Source organism: Streptomyces graminofaciens (assembly GCF_030294945.1).
GTDB lineage: Bacteria > Actinomycetota > Actinomycetes > Streptomycetales > Streptomycetaceae > Streptomyces > Streptomyces graminofaciens.
This window is the reverse complement of record NZ_AP018448.1, coordinates 4,125,062-4,147,982: the sequence shown is the minus strand read 5'-3', so window position 1 is coordinate 4,147,982 and position 22,921 is coordinate 4,125,062. Positions and strand designations below refer to the sequence as shown.

General features: G+C 70.3%; 16 protein-coding genes, 1 pseudogene and 1 riboswitch. Of the genes and pseudogenes, 11 read left to right on the top strand and 6 right to left on the bottom strand.

Annotated elements, in window-relative coordinates; genetic code table 11:
* Positions 1-160 precede the first annotated feature (160 nt).
* The 3 genes from SGFS_RS17740 (at position 161) to SGFS_RS17730 (ending at position 4,298) form a co-directional block, all read left to right on the top strand.
* Entirely contained in the window at positions 161-1,048 is an 888-nt protein-coding gene (locus tag SGFS_RS17740; RefSeq protein WP_286251462.1) for a FadR/GntR family transcriptional regulator, read from the top strand.
* A gap of 604 nt (positions 1,049-1,652) precedes the next feature.
* On the top strand, positions 1,653-3,188 hold the full coding sequence (locus SGFS_RS17735; protein WP_286251460.1) for an RNA polymerase sigma factor: 1,536 nt from the start codon (positions 1,653-1,655) through the stop codon (positions 3,186-3,188).
* A 159-nt stretch (positions 3,189-3,347) separates the two neighbouring features.
* A complete protein-coding gene (locus SGFS_RS17730; RefSeq protein WP_286251459.1) occupies positions 3,348-4,298 on the top strand; it encodes a S1 family peptidase in 951 nt (316 codons plus the stop codon).
* Between the two features lie 31 nt (positions 4,299-4,329).
* On the opposite strand, the gene SGFS_RS17725 is transcribed toward SGFS_RS17730, so the two are convergent.
* The gene (locus tag SGFS_RS17725) at positions 4,330-4,560 is read right to left on the bottom strand and encodes a DUF7455 domain-containing protein (protein WP_286251456.1); all 231 of its coding nucleotides are present in this window, start codon (positions 4,558-4,560) and stop codon (positions 4,330-4,332) included.
* 468 nt (positions 4,561-5,028) lie between these two features.
* Here SGFS_RS17725 and SGFS_RS17720 point away from each other — a divergent pair, with 468 nt between their 5' ends.
* The 3 genes from SGFS_RS17720 to SGFS_RS17710 all read left to right on the top strand — a co-directional run bounded on the left by SGFS_RS17720 (position 5,029) and on the right by SGFS_RS17710 (position 9,403).
* Complete coding sequence (locus SGFS_RS17720) at positions 5,029-7,149, top strand: DNA gyrase/topoisomerase IV subunit B (protein WP_286251455.1); 2,121 nt, start codon at positions 5,029-5,031, stop codon at positions 7,147-7,149.
* A 125-nt stretch (positions 7,150-7,274) separates the two neighbouring features.
* Positions 7,275-7,814 carry a DUF485 domain-containing protein gene (locus SGFS_RS17715; RefSeq protein WP_286251454.1) on the top strand — a complete coding sequence of 180 codons (540 nt, stop codon included), beginning with the start codon at positions 7,275-7,277 and terminating at the stop codon, positions 7,812-7,814.
* Positions 7,811-9,403: a solute symporter family protein gene (locus SGFS_RS17710; protein ID WP_286251453.1), complete on the top strand. Its 1,593-nt coding sequence runs from the start codon at positions 7,811-7,813 to the stop codon at positions 9,401-9,403. Before SGFS_RS17715 ends, SGFS_RS17710 begins: the two co-directional genes overlap by 4 nt.
* Positions 9,404-9,525: 122 nt before the next feature.
* On the opposite strand, the gene SGFS_RS17705 is transcribed toward SGFS_RS17710, so the two are convergent.
* The 4 genes and pseudogenes from SGFS_RS17705 to SGFS_RS17690 form a co-directional block, all read right to left on the bottom strand.
* Positions 9,526-10,206 carry a DUF7342 family protein gene (locus tag SGFS_RS17705; protein ID WP_286251452.1) on the bottom strand — a complete coding sequence of 227 codons (681 nt, stop codon included), beginning with the start codon at positions 10,204-10,206 and terminating at the stop codon, positions 9,526-9,528.
* Complete coding sequence (locus SGFS_RS17700) at positions 10,203-11,993, bottom strand: ATP-binding protein (protein WP_286251451.1); 1,791 nt, start codon at positions 11,991-11,993, stop codon at positions 10,203-10,205. Before SGFS_RS17700 ends, SGFS_RS17705 begins: the two co-directional genes overlap by 4 nt.
* A gap of 244 nt (positions 11,994-12,237) precedes the next feature.
* The gene (locus tag SGFS_RS17695) at positions 12,238-13,176 is read right to left on the bottom strand and encodes a sucrase ferredoxin (RefSeq protein ID WP_286251450.1); all 939 of its coding nucleotides are present in this window, start codon (positions 13,174-13,176) and stop codon (positions 12,238-12,240) included.
* Between the two features lie 10 nt (positions 13,177-13,186).
* Positions 13,187-13,671: pseudogene (locus SGFS_RS17690) on the bottom strand (citrate/2-methylcitrate synthase); the annotation flags it as partial.
* Positions 13,672-13,974: 303 nt separating this feature from the next.
* Here SGFS_RS17690 and SGFS_RS17685 point away from each other — a divergent pair.
* On the top strand, positions 13,975-15,084 hold the full coding sequence (locus tag SGFS_RS17685) for a CobW family GTP-binding protein (protein ID WP_286251449.1): 1,110 nt from the start codon (positions 13,975-13,977) through the stop codon (positions 15,082-15,084).
* Between the two features lie 58 nt (positions 15,085-15,142).
* Here the strand turns inward: SGFS_RS17685 and SGFS_RS17680 are convergent, their stop codons facing one another.
* Complete coding sequence (locus tag SGFS_RS17680) at positions 15,143-17,599, bottom strand: DNA gyrase/topoisomerase IV subunit A (RefSeq protein ID WP_286251447.1); 2,457 nt, start codon at positions 17,597-17,599, stop codon at positions 15,143-15,145.
* Positions 17,600-17,895: 296 nt separating this feature from the next.
* Between SGFS_RS17680 and SGFS_RS17675 the strand changes: the two genes are divergently transcribed.
* The 4 genes from SGFS_RS17675 to SGFS_RS17660 all read left to right on the top strand — a co-directional run bounded on the left by SGFS_RS17675 (position 17,896) and on the right by SGFS_RS17660 (position 22,714).
* The gene (locus SGFS_RS17675) at positions 17,896-19,245 is read left to right on the top strand and encodes a M16 family metallopeptidase (RefSeq protein WP_286259963.1); all 1,350 of its coding nucleotides are present in this window, start codon (positions 17,896-17,898) and stop codon (positions 19,243-19,245) included.
* Entirely contained in the window at positions 19,242-20,630 is a 1,389-nt protein-coding gene (locus SGFS_RS17670) for a M16 family metallopeptidase (RefSeq protein ID WP_286251446.1), read from the top strand. Before SGFS_RS17675 ends, SGFS_RS17670 begins: the two co-directional genes overlap by 4 nt.
* A 213-nt stretch (positions 20,631-20,843) precedes the next feature.
* Positions 20,844-21,009, top strand: a riboswitch (cyclic di-AMP (ydaO/yuaA leader).
* 12 nt (positions 21,010-21,021) lie between these two features.
* Positions 21,022-21,801, top strand: a complete 780-nt coding sequence (locus SGFS_RS17665; protein ID WP_286251443.1) for a M23 family metallopeptidase — start codon at positions 21,022-21,024, stop codon at positions 21,799-21,801.
* 208 nt (positions 21,802-22,009) lie between these two features.
* Positions 22,010-22,714 carry a GntR family transcriptional regulator gene (locus SGFS_RS17660; protein ID WP_286251441.1) on the top strand — a complete coding sequence of 235 codons (705 nt, stop codon included), beginning with the start codon at positions 22,010-22,012 and terminating at the stop codon, positions 22,712-22,714.
* Positions 22,715-22,921: the final 207 nt, after the last annotated feature.

The window sequence follows — 22,921 nt, the reverse complement described above, 5'->3', positions numbered from 1 at the left end:
ACCGTTCGTGACCCTGTGTTCCCCTCGCGCGCACAACTCCTCGAAAAACGCCCATTTCTTTCAGATAAGGCGTCAATTGCGACGGGGTGAGCGATCACCCTTTCGTGTGCTTTTCACCAAAGACCTCAAGGGAGTTGAGACGGCAGCCGACAAAGGATGCGTGAGTACCCTTGCGCACACCATGATGACCGCCGCCCGCTCCGCCGACTCCGGCCTCGCAGGACCGGGCGAACTCGACCGCTATCACTACGCGGAGCCCCCCGGCGTCGACCGCGTCGGTGCCCCCGTCTGGGACACCACGGACGCCGAGCTCGGGCGCGTCGGCCGACGCGCCGCGGGGAGCCGCGGCCGCGGGCTGCACGGCCAACTCGTCCAACAACTGGGCCAGATGATCGTCTCCGGCGATCTCGGCGCAGATCGCCCCCTCGTACCCGAGGAGATCGGCCAGCGGTTCGAGGTCTCCCGCACCGTCGTCCGTGAGTCCCTGCGTGTCCTGGAGGCGAAGGGGCTGGTCAGCGCCCGTCCCAACGTCGGCACGCGCGTGCGCCCGGTCAGCGACTGGAACCTCCTCGACCCGGACATCATCGAGTGGCGCGCCTTCGGCCCGCAGCGCGACGACCAGCGGCGAGAGCTGAGCGAGCTGCGCTGGACCATCGAGCCCCTCGCCGCGCGCCTCGCCGCCGGGCACGGCCGCGACGACGTCCAGCAGCGGCTCGGCGACATGGTCGAGCTCATGGGCCACGCCATGGCCCAGGGTGACGCACTGACCTTCTCGCGCGCGGACGCAGAGTTCCACTCGCTGCTCATCCAGGTCGCGGGCAACCGCATGCTGGAGCACCTCTCCGGGATCGTCTCGGCCGCCCTGCAGGTCTCCGGCGGCCCGGTCACCGGCTGTGACAGGCCGGGCGAGGTGTCACTCGCGCACCACGCCCGGATCGTCGACGCCCTCGCGGCCGGCGACGGAGCGGCGGCCGAGACGGCCGTGCGGCAACTGCTCACCGTTCACCCCGAGGTCGAGCGCGTGGTGCCCGCACCGCGCGAACACTGAGCGCGCCGAGAGCACCGCAAGCGTGGCACGGCCGCGGGCCTGAGCCCTTTCGCGGCATCGCTCGACCGGCGACCCCTTGTGCCGCCGGACCCCATCGGATCCTTCCGGGACCCGACGGCGTCCGGCGGCGCGCCGGAGCACGGACATCACGCGAGGCATGAGGTGGCGCACGTCACGTGCGCACCACGTGCCCACCGCCGGGCGGCGCCGGGAAGCGACGGGACGGCGATCCCCGCTCTGCCGCCGGGGCCCTCTTCGGCCCCGCCGAAGATCGCCCGTGAGCGGTTCAGAAACTCATCGAACGTTCGGGAACCCGTCGAACGGGTATGACCCCGACTGTGATCGATGACCTCTGACCATATTTGACCTCTTTTGCGCGCTTACGGGGTGTGACTCGGGCCACGCAGATTGGGCGTAACGCTCGTGGGACCAGCGCGATGACCTAAGAGGTGACAGCCGAGGAGGGAATACGGACGCCGTTCACGGCGCTGTGCATCTTCCCGGCCCGCGCCCGCGCCGTCGGCCCATCCCCAAGCCGGTGGTCGGCTCCTGTTCGCTATGGACGGGGCCGGAAGCCGTTTTCCAACGTTCCGAGAGGTTGTTCGTGTCGGCCAGCACATCCCGTACGCTCCCGCCGGAGATCGCCGAGTCCGTCTCTGTCATGGCGCTCATCGAGCGGGGAAAGGCTGAGGGGCAGATCGCCGGCGACGATGTGCGTCGGGCCTTCGAAGCCGACCAGATCCCGGCCACTCAGTGGAAGAACGTACTGCGCAGCCTCAACCAGATCCTCGAGGAAGAGGGTGTGACGCTGATGGTCAGTGCCGCGGAGCCCAAGCGCACCCGAAAGAGCGTCGCAGCGAAGAGTCCCGCCAAGCGCACCGCCACCAAGACGGTCGCGGCGAAGACGGTGACCACCAAGAAGGCCCCCGCAGCCACCGCCCCCGCGGCGCCTGCGGTCGACGCCTCCACCGAGGACGCCGCGCCCGCCAAGAAGGCGGCGGCGAAGAAGACGACGACCGCCAAGAAGGCGGTCGCGAAGAAGACCGTCGCCAAGAAGACGGCGGCCAAGAAGACGACCGCCGGCAAGGACGACGCCGAGGTCCTCGAGGACGAGGTCATCGAGGACATCAAGCCCGGCGAAGAGGAAGAGGAGGGGGCCGAGAACAAGGGCTTCGTCCTCTCCGACGACGACGAGGACGACGCGCCCGCCCAGCAGGTCGCCGTGGCCGGTGCCACCGCCGACCCCGTCAAGGACTACCTCAAGCAGATCGGCAAGGTCCCCCTGCTCAACGCCGAGCAGGAGGTCGAGCTCGCCAAGCGCATCGAGGCCGGTCTGTTCGCCGAGGACAAGCTGTCGAACGCCGACAAGCTGGCGCCGAAGCTCAAGCGCGAGCTGGAGATCATCGCCGAGGACGGCCGCCGCGCCAAGAACCACCTCCTGGAGGCCAACCTCCGTCTGGTGGTCTCCCTGGCCAAGCGCTACACCGGCCGCGGCATGCTCTTCCTGGACCTCATCCAGGAGGGCAACCTCGGTCTGATCCGCGCGGTCGAGAAGTTCGACTACACCAAGGGCTACAAGTTCTCCACGTATGCCACCTGGTGGATCCGCCAGGCGATCACCCGCGCCATGGCCGACCAGGCCCGCACCATCCGTATCCCGGTGCACATGGTCGAGGTCATCAACAAGCTCGCGCGTGTGCAGCGCCAGATGCTCCAGGACCTGGGCCGCGAGCCCACCCCGGAGGAGCTGGCCAAGGAACTCGACATGACCCCCGAGAAGGTCATCGAGGTCCAGAAGTACGGCCGCGAGCCCATCTCGCTGCACACCCCGCTGGGCGAGGACGGCGACAGCGAGTTCGGTGACCTCATCGAGGACTCCGAGGCCGTCGTCCCGGCCGACGCGGTCAGCTTCACGCTCCTGCAGGAGCAGCTGCACTCCGTCCTCGACACCCTCTCCGAGCGCGAGGCGGGCGTCGTCTCCATGCGCTTCGGTCTCACCGACGGTCAGCCGAAGACCCTCGACGAGATCGGCAAGGTGTACGGCGTCACGCGTGAGCGCATCCGCCAGATCGAGTCCAAGACGATGTCGAAGCTGCGCCACCCGTCCCGTTCGCAGGTGCTGCGCGACTACCTCGACTAGGACACCCGTCCGGACGGCCGTGTTCGAGGCCGTTCCGTACGACCGTCAAGGCCCGGTTCCCCCGAGGGAGCCGGGCCTTCGGCGTGTGTGCGGCATGCGGGCGCCCGGTCCGTGGATGACGCTGGGTGTGCCATCAACGCCCCAGAGTGAGGAGTGCGAATGCGTCCGTCCTTCGCTCGGCTGCTGGCCCTTGCGGCCACCACGGCCGTGATACCGCTGGCGTCACCCCCGTCCGCGACCGCCGATGTCGTCATCGGTGGTCATCCGGTCGACATCTCGACCGCGCCCTGGACGGTGGCACTGTCCAGCCGTGACCGGTTCGGGGGTACGCGGGCCGGACAGTTCTGCGGCGGTGTCGCGGTCGACCGCTCGACGGTGCTGACAGCCGCCCACTGCCTCAGCGAGGACGTACTGGGGGCGCCGCCCGACCTCATTGGGGACCTGAAGGTCATCGCGGGCCGCGGCGAGCTGATATCGAACGAGGGCCAGGAGATCCCGGTGCACGGCACCTGGATCGACCCGGACTACGACGCCGATACGAACGCCGGGGACTTCGCCGTCATAACCCTCGCCTCGCCGCTGCCGGCAGACTCCGTCATCCCCGTGGCGAGCGCGGGTGATCCGGCGTACGAGCCGGGCACGGGTGCCGTCGTCTACGGCTGGGGCGACACCACAGGGGCCGGAAACTACCCGCGGAGTCTGCGGGCCGCGAACGTCACAGTGCTCTCCGACAGCGTCTGTCAGCAGGCATACCCAGGAAGTGTGGAGGGCCGATACCTGGCCGACTCCATGATGTGCGCGGGGGAGATCACCGGTGGTCGGGACGCCTGCCAGGGGGACAGCGGCGGGCCGCTCGTCGCCGAGGGAAAGCTGATCGGGCTGGTGTCCTGGGGGATCGGCTGCGGGGTAGCCGGAAACCCCGGTGTCTACACCGGGGGCTCGTACATCGCCCGGAAGCTGGCCGAGGCCGCTGAGAGCGGCCGGCGGCCGCTGACGGTCGACCGGCCGACGATCACCGGCGGCGCCGTCCCGCTTGTCGCGGCGGGTGCGGTACGCGAGCGGGCGGCCACCCCGAGGGTACGGGAGTGGCCGCCCGGTCACCGGCCTTGAGCCGGCGGCGGCTCGTCGTGGACGCGAAGTGTCAGCGTTCGTCGTCGTTTGCGCTCGCGGGAACGGACGTCAGCCGCTCCGTCTCGTCCTGTATGTCCGCGGCGATCTTCTTGAGTTCCGGCTCGAACTTACGCCCGTGGTGGGCGCAGAACAGCAACTCTCCACCGCTGAGCAGAACGACGCGCAGGTAAGCCTGGGCGCCGCAGCGGTCGCATCGGTCTGCGGCCGTCAGCGGGGTCGCGGGGGTCAGAACAGTAGTCACGTCGCCTCTTCTCTAGCTCGACGAGCTGTCGTACCAGGGTCAACATCCAACCAGGCCGAAAACGTTCCCGCTCGCGGCTTTAACTCGAAAAAATCTTTCCGGGCCGGCTGTCTGCTGCCGGTTGGCGGCGAATGAGCCGTAGTGCGTGTCTTCGTGTCGTACGGGTTCGCGCTGGCTGTTGGGGGGTTCTTGTTGGTTGCTTTTTCGGTTGTACGGTCCTCCCGGCTGCGTTGCCGGTTGTTCATGAGGACGTGCCCGGAGCCTAAATGGTTCATGCCTCGAAGGGAACGTGATATGTACTTCACTCCATCGAGGGATCGAACACGCATACGACTCTGGACTAGTCTGCGTTCAGACGAGGGTGGCGTTACAACGGCTCTACCAGGCCTCGGTACCCTCGGAGCGGCAACAGAGCCGGGCCCCTTACCCAAAAGGGCCTCACCTGAAATTCAGCGAGGAGCGAACCGCGTGACCGCCGAGACGTCCGTGCCGTCCACAGCGTTGCTGACCGGAGCCGACCGGGACGGTTCCAACTACACCGCGCGGCACCTGCTCGTCCTCGAGGGCCTCGAGGCCGTACGCAAGCGCCCGGGTATGTACATCGGCTCGACAGACAGTCGTGGCCTGATGCACTGCCTCTGGGAGATCATCGACAACTCCGTCGACGAAGCCCTCGGTGGCTACTGCGACCACATCGAGGTGATCCTCCACGACGACGCCTCGGTCGAGGTGCGGGACAACGGCCGCGGCATCCCCGTCGACGTCGAGCCCAAGACCGGCCTGTCCGGTGTCGAGGTCGTCATGACCAAGCTGCACGCCGGCGGCAAGTTCGGCGGCGGCTCGTACGCGGCCTCCGGTGGTCTGCACGGCGTGGGCGCCTCCGTGGTGAACGCGCTCTCCGCCCGACTGGACGTCGAGGTCGACCGCAGTGGCTCCACGCACGCGATCAGCTTCCGGCGCGGTGTGCCGGGAGCCTTCGCCGGGGCGGGCCCGGACGCCAAGTTCGAGACGGGCGGTCTGCGCAAGACCAAGCGGATCCCCAAGACCCGCACCGGCACGCGCGTGCGTTACTGGGCCGACCGCCAGATCTTCCTCAAGGACGCCAAGCTCTCGCTGGAGCACCTGCACCAGCGGGCCCGCCAGACCGCGTTCCTCGTGCCGGGCCTGACCATCGTGGTCCGTGACGAGTTCGGGCTCGGTGACGGCGGCAGCAAGGGCGAGGAGTCCTTCCGCTTCGACGGCGGCATCAGCGAGTTCTGCGAGTTCCTGGCCACCGACAAGGCTGTCTGCGACGTGCTCCGCTTCACCGGCACGGGCACCTTCAAGGAGACGGTCCCGGTCCTGGACGAGCACGGTCAGATGACCCCCACCCAGGTCACCCGCGAACTCGGTGTGGACGTCGCCATGCGCTGGGGCACCGGCTACGACACGACCCTCAAGTCGTTCGTGAACATCATCGCCACGCCCAAGGGCGGCACGCACGTCGCCGGCTACGAGCAGGCCGTGGCGAGCACGATGAACGAGGTGCTGCGCGCCAAGAAGCTGCTGCGTGTCGCCGAGGACGACGTCGTCAAGGACGACGCCCTCGAAGGCCTGACCGCCGTCGTCACCGTGCGCCTCGCCGAGCCGCAGTTCGAGGGCCAGACCAAGGAGGTCCTCGGTACCTCGGCGGCCCGCCGCATCGTGGCGCAGGTGATCGCCAAGGAGCTCAAGGCGTTCCTGACCTCCACCAAGCGGGACGCCGCCGCGCAGGCCCGGGTCGTGATGGAGAAGGCCGTCGCGGCCGCCCGTACGCGTATCGCCGCCCGTCAGCACAAGGACGCGCAGCGCCGGAAGACGGCTCTGGAGTCCTCGTCGCTGCCCGCCAAGCTCGCCGACTGCCGCAGCGACGACGTCGACCGCAGCGAGCTGTTCATCGTCGAGGGCGACTCGGCGCTCGGTACGGCCAAGCTGGCCCGGAACTCCGAATTCCAGGCGCTGCTGCCGATCCGAGGCAAGATCCTCAACGTCCAGAAGTCGTCCGTGACCGACATGCTCAAGAACGCCGAGTGCGGCGCGATCATCCAGGTCATAGGGGCTGGGTCCGGGCGTACGTTCGATATCGACACGGCCCGGTACGGCAAGATCATCATGATGACCGACGCCGATGTGGACGGCTCCCACATCCGCTGCCTGCTGCTGACGCTGTTCCAGCGCTACATGCGGCCCATGGTCGAGGCCGGCCGTGTGTTCGCCGCGGTGCCGCCGCTTCACCGGATCGAGCTGGTCCAGCCGAAGAGGGGCCAGGACAAGTACGTCTACACGTACTCGGACCGTGAGCTGCGTGACAAGCTGCTGGAGTTCCAGACCAAGGGCGTGCGCTACAAGGACTCCATCCAGCGGTACAAGGGCCTCGGCGAGATGGACGCCGACCAGCTGGCGGAGACGACGATGGACCCGCGTCACCGGACGCTGCGGCGGATCAACCTGTCGGACCTCGAAGCCGCCGAGCAGGTCTTCGACCTGCTGATGGGCAATGACGTGGCCCCCCGCAAGGAGTTCATCTCCAGCTCTGCGGCCACGCTGGACCGCTCGCGCATCGACGCGTGACCGCTCACGCGGGAGGTGCCCACGCACCTCCCGCGGGCCCGGTGACTTCGCCGAGAGTCACCTGATGGGGTGAAGAATGGTGAAGGGGAGAGTCGGGGATCTTCCCGTTCTGCCCATGCTTGGGCATGCAGTCAAGCACCGGTCACCCCCGCAGACGCGGGGGCGGTCCTGAAAGTCCGGTCGAGCGGCACGAGGGCCATGACCCCGTCCCCGCCGATGTGCGGTTCGACGACCCCTGGTACGACGCGTTGGCCTCCGGCTGGGGCGAGCTGGACGGTACGGGCGCTCCGGCGCCGATGGTTCCGTCCGCCCGGGAGGAGAGGAGCCGGGGCGCGGCCGACGTCTATCTGGAGGTGCAGCGCAGCGCTGCCTTCCAGGAGGTGCGCAGCCGCTACCGCAGGTTCGTGATCCCGGGCGCCGCCGTCTTCTTCAGCTGGTACGTGGGCTATGTGGTGACGGCGACCACGGCCCCTGCGCTGATGGCGAGGCCGGTGGCCGGCGCGGTCAACGTGGCGATGCTGGCCGGGCTCGGACAGTTCCTCACCACCTTCCTGTTCACCTGGGCGTACGCGCGCCACGCACGGCTGCGCCGGGACCGGGCCGCGCTCGATCTGCGCTGGGACACCCAGGAATTGACGCGCGGGATCGGAAGGGGCGAGCGGTGACGGCCGATCAGCAGACCCTGGCGCTGCTGCTGTTCAGCGCGTTCGTCGCGGTCACACTGGGGATCACGACCTGGGTGAGCCGCAACCGACATGGCTCCGCGGAGGAGTTCTACGCCGGTGGGCGGCTGTTCTCGCCGATGGAGAATGGTTTTGCCATCGCGGGCGACTACATGTCGGCGGCCTCGTTCCTCGGTATCTCCGGGCTCATCGCCCTCTTCGGGTACGACGGGCTGCTGTACTCGGTGGGCTTTCTCGTCGCCTGGCTCGTGGTTCTCTTCCTGGTGGCCGAACTGGTACGCAACTGCGGCCGGTTCACGCTCGCCGACGTGGTCGCGGCGCGGATGAGCGAGCGGCCGGTGCGGATCGCGGCGGGAACTTCCTCGGTGACCGTGTCCGTTCTGTATCTGGTGGCGCAGATGGTGGGAGCGGGCACCCTCGTCGCGCTGCTGCTGGGGGGTACGAGCGGGGCGGCGCAGGCCTGGACGGTCATCGGCGTCGGCGCGCTCATGGTCGTCTATGTGTCGTTGGGAGGGATGCGGGCCACCACGTGGATCCAGATCGTGAAGGCGGTCCTGCTGATGGGCGGGGCGATCGCGCTGACCGTGCTCGTCCTGGTGCGCTTCCACGGCGACTTCGACCAGCTGTTGCGGACGGCGGCCGCGCGCAGCGGACACGGGGACGCGTTCCTCGCACCCGGACTGAAGTACGGCGGTGACTGGGCCGCGCGCCTCGACTTCATCAGCCTCGGTCTCGCCCTGGTGCTGGGCACGGCCGGGCTGCCGCACATCCTGTCGCGCTTCTACACGGTGCCCACCGCGCGGGCCGCACGCCGCTCGGTGGTCTGGTCGATCGGCCTCATCGGGGGCTTCTACCTGATGACGATCGTGCTGGGCTTCGGCGCGGCCGCGATCGTCGGCCCGGACGCCGTACGTGGTTCGAACGCGGCCGGGAACACCGCGGTGCCGCTGCTGGCACTCGATCTGGGCGGCGGCGCGGGCTCCACTGGCGGAACGGTTCTGTTCGCGATCGTCGCCGCCATCGCCTTCGCCACGATCCTCGCGGTCGTCGCCGGGATCACCCTCGCCTCGTCAGCGTCCGTGGCCCACGACCTGTACGCCTCGCTGCGGCGCCGACGCGCCAAGCCGTACAGCGAGGTCGCCGTGGCGCGCGCTGCCGCCGTCGGCATCGGCGTGGTCGCGATCGGCCTCGGCCTGCTCGCCAAGGACCTCAACGTGGCCTTCCTCGTCGGCCTCGCCTTCGCGGTCGCGGCCTCGGCCAATCTGCCCGTGCTGCTGTACTCCCTGTTCTGGCGCGGCTTCACGACCCGTGGCGCGGTCTGGTCCGTGTACGGCGGCCTGGTCCCGGCGGTGGTTCTCGTGCTGCTGTCGCCGGTCGTGTCGGGCAGCCCGGACTCGCTCTTCCCCGGCGTCGACTTCCAGTTCTTCCCGCTGCAGAACCCCGGCCTGGTCTCGATCCCCCTGGGCTTCCTCGCGGGCTGGCTCGGCACGGTGACCTCCGCCGAGCCGCCGGACGAGGGGAAGCACGCGGAGACGGAGGTGCGGTCGCTTACGGGCGCGGGGGCGGTGTGACGGCTCTGTCGGCGCCTTCATGCGCCTTCACCTTCAAGCGCCTTAAGCGGCTTCTGGGGCTTTCCGGGCTTCCTGGGGCTTCCTCTCCTCAGAGGTTGCCCAAGGGCCGGGACACATCGGTCTCAGGCGCGTGTGGCCCACTCGTAGCGGTGCTCCGGGCGTCCGGCGTCGCCGTATTTCAGGGTCAGCCGGGCCCGCCCCGTGCGCTCCAGGAGCTTCAGATAGCGCTGGGCGGTCTGGCGGCTCAGGCCCGTCCGGTCGGCGATCTCCTGGGCGGACAGCGGGCCCTCGGCGGTCATCAGGGCGCGGCGCACCACTTCGGTGGTGGTGGCGGAGTGGCCCTTGGGCAGGTCCGGCTCGCCGCCCGCCGAGAGCGCGCCGAAGATCCGGTCCACCTCGGCCTGTTCGGCCTCGCCGCCGCCGTCCAGCGTCCGGCGCAGCTCGGCGTACGCCTCGAGCTTCGCGCGCAGCCCGGCGAACGCGAACGGCTTGACCAGGTACTGGAGCGCGCCCTGCCGCATCGCCGCCTGGACCGTCGAGACGTCTCGGGCCGCCGTCACCATGATCACGTCGGTCTGGTGGCCACGTCTGCGCATCTCCTGGACCACCGCGAGACCTGTGCCGTCCGGCAGGTAGTGGTCCAGGAGGACCAGGTCCACCTGGACCAGTGACTCCAGCCGGCTCAGCGCCTCGGCCGCGCTGTGCGCCTCGCCCGCCACGTGGAAGCCCGCCACCTTTCCCACGTAGGCGGCGTTGACCCGGGCTACGCGGACATCGTCGTCCACGACCAGGACCTCGATCATCGCGACTCCTTTTCGGCGAAGGTGGCGGCTGGGGCTGGGGCCGGGGCTGGGATTGGGGCCTCGGGTGTGGTTGTGGCTCTGGCTGTGGCTTCGGGTTCCTCGGCCGTATCCGGACTCGGTCCGTTCCCGGGCGCCCTGGACGTAGGCGTTTGCGTCGACGTTTGTGTCACCAGACCCGGCTCCGTCAGGGCCTCCGGGAGTACGACGGTGAACTCCGCGCCCCCGCCCTCCGCCTCCGCGACCCGGGCGCTGCCTCCCTGACGTTCGGCGAGGCGGCGCACCAGGGAGAGCCCGATGCCGCGCTCGCGGTGGGCGGGCGGTGTCTTCGTGGACCAGCCCTCCGTGAAGATCAACTCCCGCTGGTCGGCCGGGACTCCGGGGCCGGTGTCGCGGACGCGGAGCGTCGCCGCACGTCCTTCGGCGCGCAATTCGACCTCCACGCGCGCGTGCGGTGTGCCCGCGACGGCGTCGAGCGCGTTGTCGACGAGGTTGCCGACGACGGTGACCAGCCCACGCGGGTCGACCACGCGGTCGGGTAGCAGCGTCCCGTGGGCGATCGACAGGGCCACTCCGCGCTCGGCTGCGACGGCCGCCTTGCCGACCAGCAGTGCGGCGAGGAGCGGATCGTGGATCTTCTCGGTGACCTGCTCGGCGGTCGCCCTGTGGTCGCCGACCACCTCGCCGACGAACTCCATGGCCTCGTCGTACATCTCCAGATCGAGCAGACCCAGGAGCGTGTGCATCCGGTTGGCGTGCTCGTGGTCCTGGGCGCGCAGGGCGTCGATCAGGCCGCGCGTCGAGTCGAGTTCGCGGCCCAGCTGATCCAGTTCGGTGCGGTCGCGCAGGGTGGCGACGGCGCCCCCGTCGTCGGTGGGCATGCGGTTGGCGATCAGCACGCGCTGGCCGCGCACGGTGAGCAGATCGGTGCCCGTGACGCGGCCGGTCAGCACATCGGTCGTACGGCCGGGTCCGAGCGCGTCGTCCAGCGAGCGGCCGACCACCTCGTCGCCGATGCCGAGCAGTCGCTGCGCCTCGTCGTTGAGGAGGCGTACGCGCCCCGCGCGGTCCAGCGCGACCACGCCTTCCCGGATGCCGTGCAGCATCGCCTCGCGCTCCGCCAGCAGCCCCGAGATATCGGAGAAGGCCAGGTCACGGGTCTGACGGTGGACCCGGCGGGAGATCAGATAGGCGGCCAGCGCACCGACTGCCATGGCCCCGCCGGCGTAGGCGAGGAGCCCCGGGATCGCGTGGATCAGCCGGGCGCGCACACTGTCGTACTCGATACCGACCGAGACCGCGCCGACGATCTTCCCGTCCGCGTCGCGCAGCGGCACCTTGCCACGGGCGGAGCGCCCGAGGGTGCCCGAGTCGATCTCCATGATCTCGTCCCCGGCCAGGGCCCGCCTGGGGTCGGTCGAGACCTTCCTGCCGATCTCCGCCGGGTCGGTGTGCGACCAGCGGATTCCCGTCGTGCCCATCACGACGACGTACTCGGCTCCGCTGGCCTTGCGGATCCGCTCGGCCTCGGCCTGCACGGGCCCGTCGGCGGACGGCTCGCTCGACACGAGATCCTCGGCGAGCTGCGGCTGGGCCGCCGTGGTCTGCGCGATCGCGAGGGCGCGGCGCATCGCCTGGTCGTCCAGCTGTTCGCTGAGCGGCGCGAGGAACAGCCCGGTCGCGAGCACGGCGACGCCGGCGGCGATCGCCACCTGCATCAGCAGCACCTGCGAGAACACCCGCCGCGGCAGACCTAGACGCAGGCGGCGTGCGGGGGGAGTGGGGCTCATACCCATGACGGTACGTGGCCGGATGGGGTCGGTCGTAGAGGGGTGTGGCGTGGATCTCAGGCGAGAGGTGTTTGCGTCCCGGCGTCGACAGAAGAGGAGCCTGGCCGGTGCGAGGGGACGGTGACCGTGCTGAGTGGTGCGAGCGCGACGAGGGGGGTCCGCCGGTCACGAGAGGGTGCGACCGCGACGAGGGGGGTCCGCCGGTCACGAGAGGGCGCGACCGTTCGGTCGGTCCGCGAGTCGGTCAGCCCGCGAGCACCGCCGGGAACAGCTCCCTTACGGCCACCACGTCCATCCGGGCCGGGGAGCCCAGCGCCGAGCCGCAGCTCTCCTGGCGGGGCGGCAGGGAGGCGCCCTGGGCGACCGCGACGCTCCAGCGGCGGCCGTCGGCGTGGGCGACGGTCACGTCCCAGTGCGGAGCCGCTCCCTCCGTCCGGATCACGGCGAGCGCGTCCGAGGCCTCCTCACCGGTCGCCGCGCGCACCGCGAGTTCGGCGGCCTGTCCGGGCCGCTCCCAGGCGGAGGCGCCACGGCAACCCTCGGTGACGATCCGGCCCTCCCGTACGCCCCGGAGGACCTCCTTGACGTGTTGGGCCTCGGCGCGGCCGTACACGTAGCCGAACGGCAGTACGAGCAGGGTGGGGGAGAAGCGGTGGCCGCCCAGGTGGGTGACCTCCCAGGTTCCCCTCACCCCGGAAGCGCTCAGTTCGGCGGCGAGCGGCCTGCCGAGCAGGGCGCAGCAGCGGTCGCGCTTGCCGTTGGTGCAGATGAACGCGAGCGGGTCGCCGATGTGGGGTCGGCCCCCCAGCACCGCGTCGAAGGTGCGGTGGTCGCCCATGCCGAGCGCGGTGAAGTCGAGGTCCAGCAGGGTTCCGGGGTCGGTCGTCGTGGCTTCGCGCAGCCATGCGTTCCCCGGAACGGTGTGGGCGACGTACACCTGACGCTCGCGGACATCGCGGCAGTCCGCGTGGCGGCCCGGACGGCGGATGAGCGCCACGCGTACGCCGGTGCCCTCAGCGGCGGCTTCCAGGGCGCGGCCGAGCACGGGGTCCAGGTGGCTCGAAGTGAGCGCCCTGACACCCCAGGGACCCGGCTGTTCCAGCAGCAGCCATGTCCGCGCCGTGGGGGCGGTCCCGGCGAGAGGCTCGGCGAAGTGCCGGGACGCGGATGTGCACGTACTCACAGAGGTGAGCCTAACCTGACTTACGCGCGGGTGACTGCCTGCCGGGCCGAACGGGTGTGAGAGCCGGGCCGAACGGCGGCTGGGGCGGTCGCGTCCGCACGTACGCCCCGCTCGGGCGCCTCCGCCGCGGGCGCTCCCCGTACTCCTCCAGGGTGTGGACGATCCAGCCCGCCGTGCGTGCCACCGCTGGCAGTGGCCAAGCCCGGGACACGGCGGCGGCCCGCGCGCGATTCCTCTGCGACCACCGGGGCGGCGCTGCCGTGGTCCAGCACGTCGAGGAGCCGCCGGTGGGCAGTGCGCCGGCTGCGCCGTGCAGCGGGCCCTTCCAGGCGCCGAGTCCGGCCGGGACGGCGGCGTACGCGTGGCGGGGGCCGACGCGGCGACGCGGACCGTGAAGGTGGAGGCGGCAAGGTCGTGGTCGACGAGCAGCCCGAGTGCCCTGTCCTGGACACGCGGTGACGTCTCGTCGGGGGCGCGGTCGCTGAGTCGTGTCCAGGGGGCGGTGGGCCGGCGGGACCGAGTCGCGGTGACTGCCCAGGGAGCCCGGGGAGGGTGATCCGGGTGGGTGCGGACGGACACCGCTGGTCGGGGCGGGAGGCCCGGCGGCGACCCTCAAGTCGGCGACAAGGAGTTGCCTGCCACCTGCCCGGGGACGGCGCACAGAGACTCAAGGCGGGTCGGCGGCCGATCAGCGGCCCCTCGGGGGCCTGTCCGCCCACTCGTATCCTGGGGCGGCATTCCAAGGTCGTACGAAAGCCGCAGCGTTCCGGCGATGCGATGGTCGAGAGAGAGCGTGTGTTGAGTCAGACGTCGAGTTCCGGTTCCCGGGGTTCCCAGCAGATCCCGGTCGTCGTCCTCGCCGGGTTCCTCGGCTCCGGCAAGACCACCCTGCTCAACCACCTCCTGCACCGCAGCGGCGGCAGCCGTATCGGTGCCGTCGTGAACGACTTCGGGGCCATCGAGATCGACGCGATGGCCGTGGCCGGGGCGCTCGGGGACTCCACCGTGTCGCTCGGCAACGGGTGTCTGTGCTGTGCCGTCGACGTCAGCGAGCTGGATCTCTATCTGGAGCGGCTGGCCGACCCGTCGGCGCGGATCGACGTCATCGTCATCGAGGCCAGCGGGCTCGCCGAGCCGCAGGAACTCGTGCGGATGGTGCTCGCCAGCGAGAACCCCAGGGTCGTCTACGGCGGGCTCGTCGAGGTCGTCGACGCCGCCGAGTTCCTCGAGACCCGGCAGCGGCATCCCGAGATCGACCGGCATCTCGCCATCGCCGACCTCGTCGTCGTCAACAAGGTCGACCGGGCCGAGGACGGGGACCGCGTTCTCGAACTCGTGCGTTCGCTCGGCGAGGGCGCCGCAGTCGTACCCGCCACCTACGGCCGCATCGACCCCGAGTTCCTCTTCGACTGCCGCCCGAGCGAGGAACGCGTCGGGCAGCTCTCCTTCGACGACCTGCACCGCCACGACGACGGCGACGACCATGGCGACGGGCACGGCCACGGCGGCCATGACGGTCACCTCGGCCACCTGCACACCGCCTACGACAGCGTCTCGTTCACCTCCGACACGCCCATGAACCCCCAGCGGCTCATGGAGTTCCTCGACACCCGGCCCGACGGGCTCTACCGCATCAAGGGGTACGTCGACTTCGGGCCGCACGACGCCCGTAACCGCTATGCCGTGCACGCCGTCGGACGGTTCCTGCGGTTCTATCCCGAGCCCTGGGCGGCGATCGCGGGCGAGGAGCGTCGGCTCACCCAGCTCGTCCTCATCGGCGCCGGGATCGACGCCACAGCCCTCGCCAAGGAACTGGAGGCGTGCAAGGACGACGCCCCACACGCCGACGAGCACAGCATGTGGGGCGTCCTCCGCTACGTACCGGAGAAGGACGGCGACGAGGTCTAGGGCCTGACCGGCGGATCATGCTGGCGCCGCGGGGCAGGCCCTACGCGGACCTCCGCACTCACACCGGCCCGGCCGCCGACCACACCGTCTTCTGCAGGGACACGCCCGAGCCGTCGCGGCGCGGGTCCATCTCCGGGAGGTCCGCCGGCATGCCGGTCTTCTGCGCGGCGCGGGCGGGGGTGGGACCGGCCCAGGCGAACGACAGGCAGTCCTCGCCCTTCAGGAACCGCTGGCAGCGGACGCCGCCCGTGGCGCGGCCCTTGCGCGGGTACTGGTCGAAGGGGGTGAGCTTGGCGGTGGTCTGGACGGAGTCGTCCAGCGTGCCGCGGGAGCCCGCCACGGTGAAGACCACCGCGTCCGCGGCCGGGTCGATCGCCGTGAAGGAGATCACCTTCGCGCCCTCGGTGAGCTTGACGCCGGCCATACCGCCGGCCGGGCGGCCCTGCGGGCGGACCTGTGAGGCCTGGTAGCGCAGCAGCTGGGCGTCGTCCGTGATGAAGACCAGGTCCTCCTCGCCCGTGCGCAGCTCGACCGCGCCGACGATCCGGTCGCCCTCCTTGAGCGTGATGACCTCCAACTCCTCCTTGTTGGACGGGTAGTCGGGGACCACACGCTTGACGACACCCTGCTCGGTGCCGATGGCCAGACCGGGCGACGACTCGTCGAGCGTCGTCAGACAGACCACCGTCTCGCCGTCCTCGAGGGTGAGGAACTCGGCGAGCGGGGCGCCGCCCGACAGGTTCGGGGCCGCCGCCGTCTCCGGCAGCTGCGGCAGGTCGACCACGTTCAGCCGCAGCAGGCGGCCCGTGGACGTCACCGCGCCCACCTCGCCGCGCGCCGTCGCCGGCACCGCGGAGACGATGACGTCGTGCTTGGTGCGCTTGCCGTCCTCGTCCTCCGCGAAGGGCTCAATGCCCGCCGTACGGGCCAGCAGACCCGTCGAGGACAGCAGCACCCGGCACGGGTCGTCCGCCACCTGGAGCGGGACCGCGGCCGTCTGGGTGCCCGCCGCCTCCAGCAGGACCGTACGACGCTCCGTGCCGAACTTCTTGGCCACCGCGGCCAGTTCGGCCGACACGAGCTTGCGCAGCTCCGTGTCCGACTCCAGGATGCGGGTCAGCTCCGCGATCTCCGCGTTGAGCCTGTCCTTCTCCGACTCCAGCTCGATACGGTCGTACTTGGTGAGGCGGCGCAGCGGGGTGTCCAGGATGTACTGCGTCTGGATGTCCGACAGGGAGAAGCGCTCCATCAGGCGCTCCTTGGCCTGCGCGGAGTTCTCGCTGGAGCGGATCAGCCGGATGACCTCGTCGATGTCCACCAGCGCCGTGAGCAGGCCCTCGACCAGGTGCAGACGGTCCCGCCGCTTGCCGCGGCGGAACTCCGAGCGGCGGCGTACGACGTCGAAGCGGTGGTCGAGGTAGACCTCGAGCAGCTCCTTGAGGCCGAGCGTGAGGGGCTGGCCGTCGACCAGCGCCACGTTGTTGATGCCGAAGGACTCCTCCATCGGCGTCAGCTTGTAGAGCTGCTCCAGGACGGCTTCCGGGACGAAGCCGTTCTTGATCTCGATGACCAGGCGCAGGCCGTGCTGGCGGTCGGTGAGGTCCTTGACGTCGGCGATGCCCTGCAGCTTCTTCGAACCGACCAGGTCCTTGATCTTGGCGATCACCTTCTCCGGGCCGACGGTGAACGGCAGTTCTGTGACGACCAGGCCCTTGCGGCGCGCCGTGACCGTCTCCACCGCCACCGTGGCGCGGATCTTGAACGTGCCGCGGCCCGTCTCGTAGGCGTCCCGGACGCCGGAGAGGCCGACGATCCGGCCGCCCGTGGGCAGGTCGGGGCCCGGGACGTACCGCATCAGGGTGTCCAGGTCGGCGTTCGGATATCTGATGAGGTGGCGGGCGGCCGCGATGACCTCGCTCAGGTTGTGCGGCGGCATATTGGTCGCCATGCCGACGGCGATGCCCGACGAGCCGTTGACCAGCAGGTTCGGGAAGGCGGCGGGCAGCGCCACCGGCTCCTGCTCCTGGCCGTCGTAGTTCGGGGAGAAGTCGACCGTGTTCTCCTCGATCGACTCCGTCATCAGGCTCGTCGCGTCGGCCATCCGGCACTCGGTGTACCGCATGGCGGCCGGCGGGTCGTCGTTGCCCAGCGAGCCGAAGTTGCCGTGGCCGTCGACCAGGGGCAGGCGCATGGAGAACGGCTGGGCGAGGCGCACCAGGGCGTCGTAGATCGACGAGTCTCCGTGCGGGTGCAACTTACCCATGACCTCGCCGACGACGCGCGCGCACTTCACATAGCCGCGGTCGGGGCGCAGGCCCATCTCGTTCATCTGGTAGACGATCCGGCGGTGTACCGGCTTCAGACCGTCGCGAGCGTCGGGCAGGGCTCGGGAGTAGATGACCGAGTACGCGTACTCCAGGAAGGAGCCCTGCATCTCGTCGACGACGTCGATGTCGAGGATCCGCTCCTCGAACGCGTCGTCGGGCGGCGGGGTCTTCGTGCTGCGGCGGGCCATCGCTGCCGGCTCCTTGCTGAGGCGTGAACGGGATCTGACGCGACCATTGTGGACTGCCGCACTGACAACGCGGACACGACCCGGCCCCGACCGCCCGGCCGGGCCGTCCGGGCCCCGCGTCAACATGGTGTGCCGACCTTGATCGGCCCGTGGTGTCGGTAACTCCGGTCTCGCTCTGGGCGTACGACCTCCGGGAACTTCGCCGGACGTCCGCGCGCTTGCATACAGTGACAGGACCGGCAGGAAAACTGCGGTAGCGAACGACCGCTCTCGCGATCGAAGGGACGTACATGCCCATGGGTCACACGGCCACAGCCGAGGCAGGCTCCGGAGGCCTGACAGCGACCGAGCATCGTCTGGCCAACGGCCTGCGCGTGGTGCTCTCCGAGGACCACCTGACCCCGGTCGCGGCGGTGTGCCTCTGGTACGACGTCGGCTCCCGTCACGAGGTCAAGGGCCGTACCGGCCTCGCCCACCTCTTCGAGCACCTGATGTTCCAGGGCTCCGCCCAGGTCAAGGGCAACGGCCACTTCGAACTGGTCCAGGGCGCGGGCGGCTCGCTGAACGGCACGACCAGTTTCGAGCGCACCAACTACTTCGAGACCATGCCCACCCACCAGCTGGAGCTCGCCCTCTGGCTGGAGGCCGACCGCATGGGCTCGCTGCTCGCGGCCCTCGACGACGAGTCGATGGAGAACCAGCGGGACGTCGTCAAGAACGAGCGCCGCCAGCGCTACGACAACGTCCCCTACGGCACCGCCTTCGAGAAGCTGACCGCCCTCGCCTACCCGGAGGGCCACCCCTACCACCACACCCCGATCGGGTCGATGGCGGACCTGGACGCGGCCACCCTGGAGGACGCCCGCGCGTTCTTCCGCACCTACTACGCGCCCAACAACGCGGTGCTCTCGGTGGTCGGCGACATCGACCCCGAGCAGACGCTCGCCTGGGTCGAGAAGTACTTCGGCTCCATCCCGGGGCACGACGGCAAGCCCGCCCCGCGTGACGGCGCGCTGCCCGAGATCATCGGCGAGGAACTGCGCGAGATCATCGAGGAAGAGGTCCCCGCGCGCGCGTTGATGGCCGCCTACCGGCTGCCGGAGGACGGCACGCGCGCGTGCGACGCGGTCGACCTGGCGCTGACGATCCTCGGCGGCGGCGAGTCGTCCCGCCTCTACAACCGGCTCGTACGCCGTGACCGCACCGCCGTCGCCGCCGGCTTCTACCTGCTGAGGCTGGCCGGCGCACCCTCCCTGGGCTGGTTCGACGTGAAGACCTCCGGCGACGTGGAGGTACCGGTCATCGAGACCGCCGTCGACGAGGAGCTCGCCCGGTTCGCCGAGGAGGGCCCCACGGCCGAGGAGATGGAGCGCGCCCAGGCCCAGTTGGAGCGCGAGTGGCTGGACCGCCTCGGCACGGTCGCGGGCCGCGCCGACGAACTGTGCCGCTTCGCCGTCCTGTTCGGCGACCCGCAGCTCGCCCTGACCGCCGTCAAGCGCGTCCTCGAGGTGACCCCCGAGGAGGTCCAGGAGGTCGCCAAGGCCCGCCTGCGCCCCGACAACCGCGCGGTGCTCGTCTACGAGCCGGTCGCCCCCGAAGCCGACGACGCCGAGACCACCGACGAGAACGAGGAGTCGGCGAAGTGACCGAACTCGCGAACATGGAGTTCCACCCGCAGCCCCAGGCCGGCGACGCCAAGCCCTGGGCGTTCCCGGCGCCCGAGCGCGCCGCGCTGGACAACGGCCTGACCGTCCTGCGCTGCCACCGCCCCGGCCAGCAGGTCGTCGCCGTGGAGGTCCTCCTCGACGCGCCCCTGGACGCCGAGCCGGCCGGCCTCGACGGCGTCGCCACGATCATGGCCCGCGCCTTCTCCGAGGGCACCGACAAGCACACCGCCGAGGAGTTCGCCGCCGAGCTGGAGCGCTGCGGCGCCACCCTCGACTCGCACGCGGACCACCCCGGCGTACGCCTGTCCCTCGAAGTCCCCGTGTCGCGGCTGCCCAAGGCGCTCGGTCTGCTCGCCGACGCCCTGCGGGCCCCCGCGTTCGCGGACAGCGAGGTCGAGCGGCTCGTCGCCAACCGCCTGGACGAGATCCCGCACGAGACGGCCAACCCGGGCCGCCGTGCCGCGAAGCAGCTCTCCAAGGAGCTGTTCCCGGCGGCTTCGCGCATGTCCCGCCCGCGCCAGGGCACCGAGGAGACCGTCGAGGGCATCGACTCCGCGGCCGTACGCGCCTTCTACGAGAAGCACGTACGCCCCGCGACGGCCACCGCCGTGGTCGTCGGCGACCTCACCGGTGTCGACCTGGACGCGCTCCTCGGCGACACCCTGGGCGCCTGGACCGGCTCCTCGGCCCAGCCGCGCCCCGTGCCGCCGGTGAGCGCCGACGACACCGGACGTGTCGTCATCGTGGACCGTCCCGGCGCCGTCCAGACGCAGCTGCTCATCGGCCGCGTCGGCGCCGACCGCCACGACCGCGTGTGGGCCGCCCAGGTGCTCGGCACGTACTGCCTCGGCGGCACCCTCACCTCCCGCCTGGACCGCGTCCTGCGGGAGGAAAAGGGCTACACCTACGGTGTGCGCGCGTTCGGCCAGGTGTTGCGTTCCGCGCCGGACGGCTCGGGTGCCTCGATGCTCGCCATCAGCGGTTCGGTCGACACGCCGAACACGGGCCCGGCGCTCGACGACCTGTGGACGGTCCTGCGCACGCTCGCCGCCGAGGGCCTGACCGACGCCGAGCGCGATGTCGCCGTGCAGAACCTCGTCGGGGTCGCCCCCCTCAAGTACGAGACGGCCGCGGCCGTGGCGAGCACGCTGGCCGACCAGGTCGAGCAGTACCTGCCGGACGACTACCAGGCGACGCTCTATCAGCAGCTCGCCGCGACCGGCACGGTGGAGGCCACCGCGGCCGCGGTCAACGCCTTCCCGGTGGACCGTCTGGTGACGATCCTCGTCGGCGACGCCGCGCAGATCGAGGAGCCGGTCAGGGCCCTCGGCATCGGCGAAGTCACCGTCGTACCGGCCGAGTAGAGGACCGGGCGGATCCGGGCGGAAGCTCGCAAACCGCAGGGGCCCCAGTGACTGAAGAGTCACCGGGGCCCCTGTTTGTCCCTATTAATGGGGGAGGTTGTGTGTCTGACCTGTGGCGTACGCAACAAAACCCGTGATCCGTTTGTTATTTCGAAGTGGCCCACTTAGCGTCGGTCCGGCTGTTCGCCAGCAGTTCGCCGCAGCCGCGGCACCGGACAGTCATCGCCGAGTCCCCGTACGGCGCGAGCCAGGGGAGCCGGGGACCCAACCGCAGTCCCTGGGGTGAATCGGACGCCCTTCACCAGTTGAGGGGTTTCCGTAGGAGACCTTCCTGCTCCGAACCCGTCAGCTAACCCGGTAGGCGAGAGGGAAGGAAAGGACCAGCCACTTGATGGCGTTCACCCGTGCCGCTGGGAAGCATCGCCGTCCCGGCCGTGTGAAGCGCTCGACCACGAGGACCGTGGGCGTCGCCGCTCTCACCACCACCGGTGTCATAGGCACCCTTTCGGCTCCGGCGCTCGCCGCGGGCGCCTCCGTCCCGGAGTCACCCTCCGAGCAGACCGGGCTGAACCAGATCATCACCCTCGGCGACACGGTCGCCGAGCAGGTCGACACCCAGGCCGCCGCCCAGCAGCAGGCCGCCGAGGTGGCCGCCGCCAAGAAGCAGGCGCAGGAGCAGGCCCGGGCGCAAGCCGCCGCGAAGGCCAAGGCGGACCGCGAGGTCGAGGTCCGCGCCGCCCGCGCCGCCGAGCGCAAGCGCCTCAACACCTTCGTCTCCCCGATCAGCGGCTCGTACATCTCCACCGGCTACAAGGCCGGCGGCGCCGTCTGGTCCTCCGGCACCCACACCGGTGTCGACTTCCACGCCGCGTCCGGCACGGTCGTCCACGCGGTCGGCTCCGGCACCGTCGTCGAGGCGGGTTGGGGCGGCGCGTACGGCAACAACATCGTCATCAAGATGAACGACGGCACGTACACCCAGTACGGCCACCTGTCGTCCATCGGCGTCTCCGTCGGCCAGACGGTCACCCCCGGCCAGCAGATCGGCCTCTCCGGCGCGACGGGCAACGTCACCGGCCCGCATCTGCACTTCGAGGCCCGTACGTCGCCCGACTACGGCTCGGACATCGACCCCGTCGCGTACCTGCGCTCGCACGGCGTGAACGTCTGACGAACCGCTCAGCGCTTCCCGCGAGGCCCCGGCTCACCGAGCCGGGGCTTTCGTCGTTGTGCGGGACCTCCTCGTTGTGACGTACCTCCTGTCCAAAAAATATCCATGGATTCCGGCCCGCCATCGGAAATTCCGGCCCGCTGCAATAGAGTCGCTGGAACACACGTCAATCATCGACGTTTCACGGGGATTAAGGCGGAGGTCGGTCATGCGTATTCCGGCGCATTCGGTATGCACGGCGATCCGTGATGACATCGTCGCGGGTGTCTACGAGCGCGGCGGCCGTCTCACCGAGGAACTGCTCGCCCGCCGCTACGGCGTCAGCCGCGTCCCCGTGCGCGAGGCGCTGCGCACGCTGGAGGCCGAGGGCTTCGTGGTGACGCGCAGGCACGCGGGCGCGTGCGTCGCCGAGCCGACCGAGCAGGAGGCCGCCGACCTGCTGGAGATGCGCATGCTGCTGGAGCCGCTGGGCGCCGCCCGTGCCGCCCAGCGCCGTACGGAGGCGCACCTCAAGGTGCTGCGCGGCCTGGTCAGGCTGGGCCAGGAGCGGGCCAGGCGGGGCAACAGCGAGGACCTGCGCTCCCTGGGCGGCTGGTTCCACGAGACGCTCGCCCAGGCCTCCGGCAGCCCCGCGCTGACCTCGACGCTCGCCCAGCTGCGGCACAAGATCGCCTGGATGTACGCGGTCGAGGCGCCGGCCAACCCCGTGGAGTCCTGGGCGGAGCACGGCGGCATCGTGGACGCGGTCGCGCGCGGCGACAGCGACCGGGCGCGGACGATCACCGCCCTGCACACCGAGCGGGCGACCGCCGCACACCGTCTCCGATTTCCGGGCGGGCCCGCCGGGGCGGAGCGCGCGGACCGTGTGAGGACTTCGCAACATCACGTAAACATGACGGGCCCGCGGCTTTAACACGGGAGCCGTATACAAAGACAGTGGGAATTCGCGGGGCATTATTTTTGCTGCCCGCAGAAAGATTTCCCTGCCAACGTCCCGTCGTTCGCCGAACGAAAACAGGCCGCCTGCGGAACGGAAATGCGAAGGGCCCGCCCGATAAATCGGACGAGCCCTTCGGTGTCGCGTGCGGGTGGTGGTGGCCCTCAGGGCCTCACCGCGTCG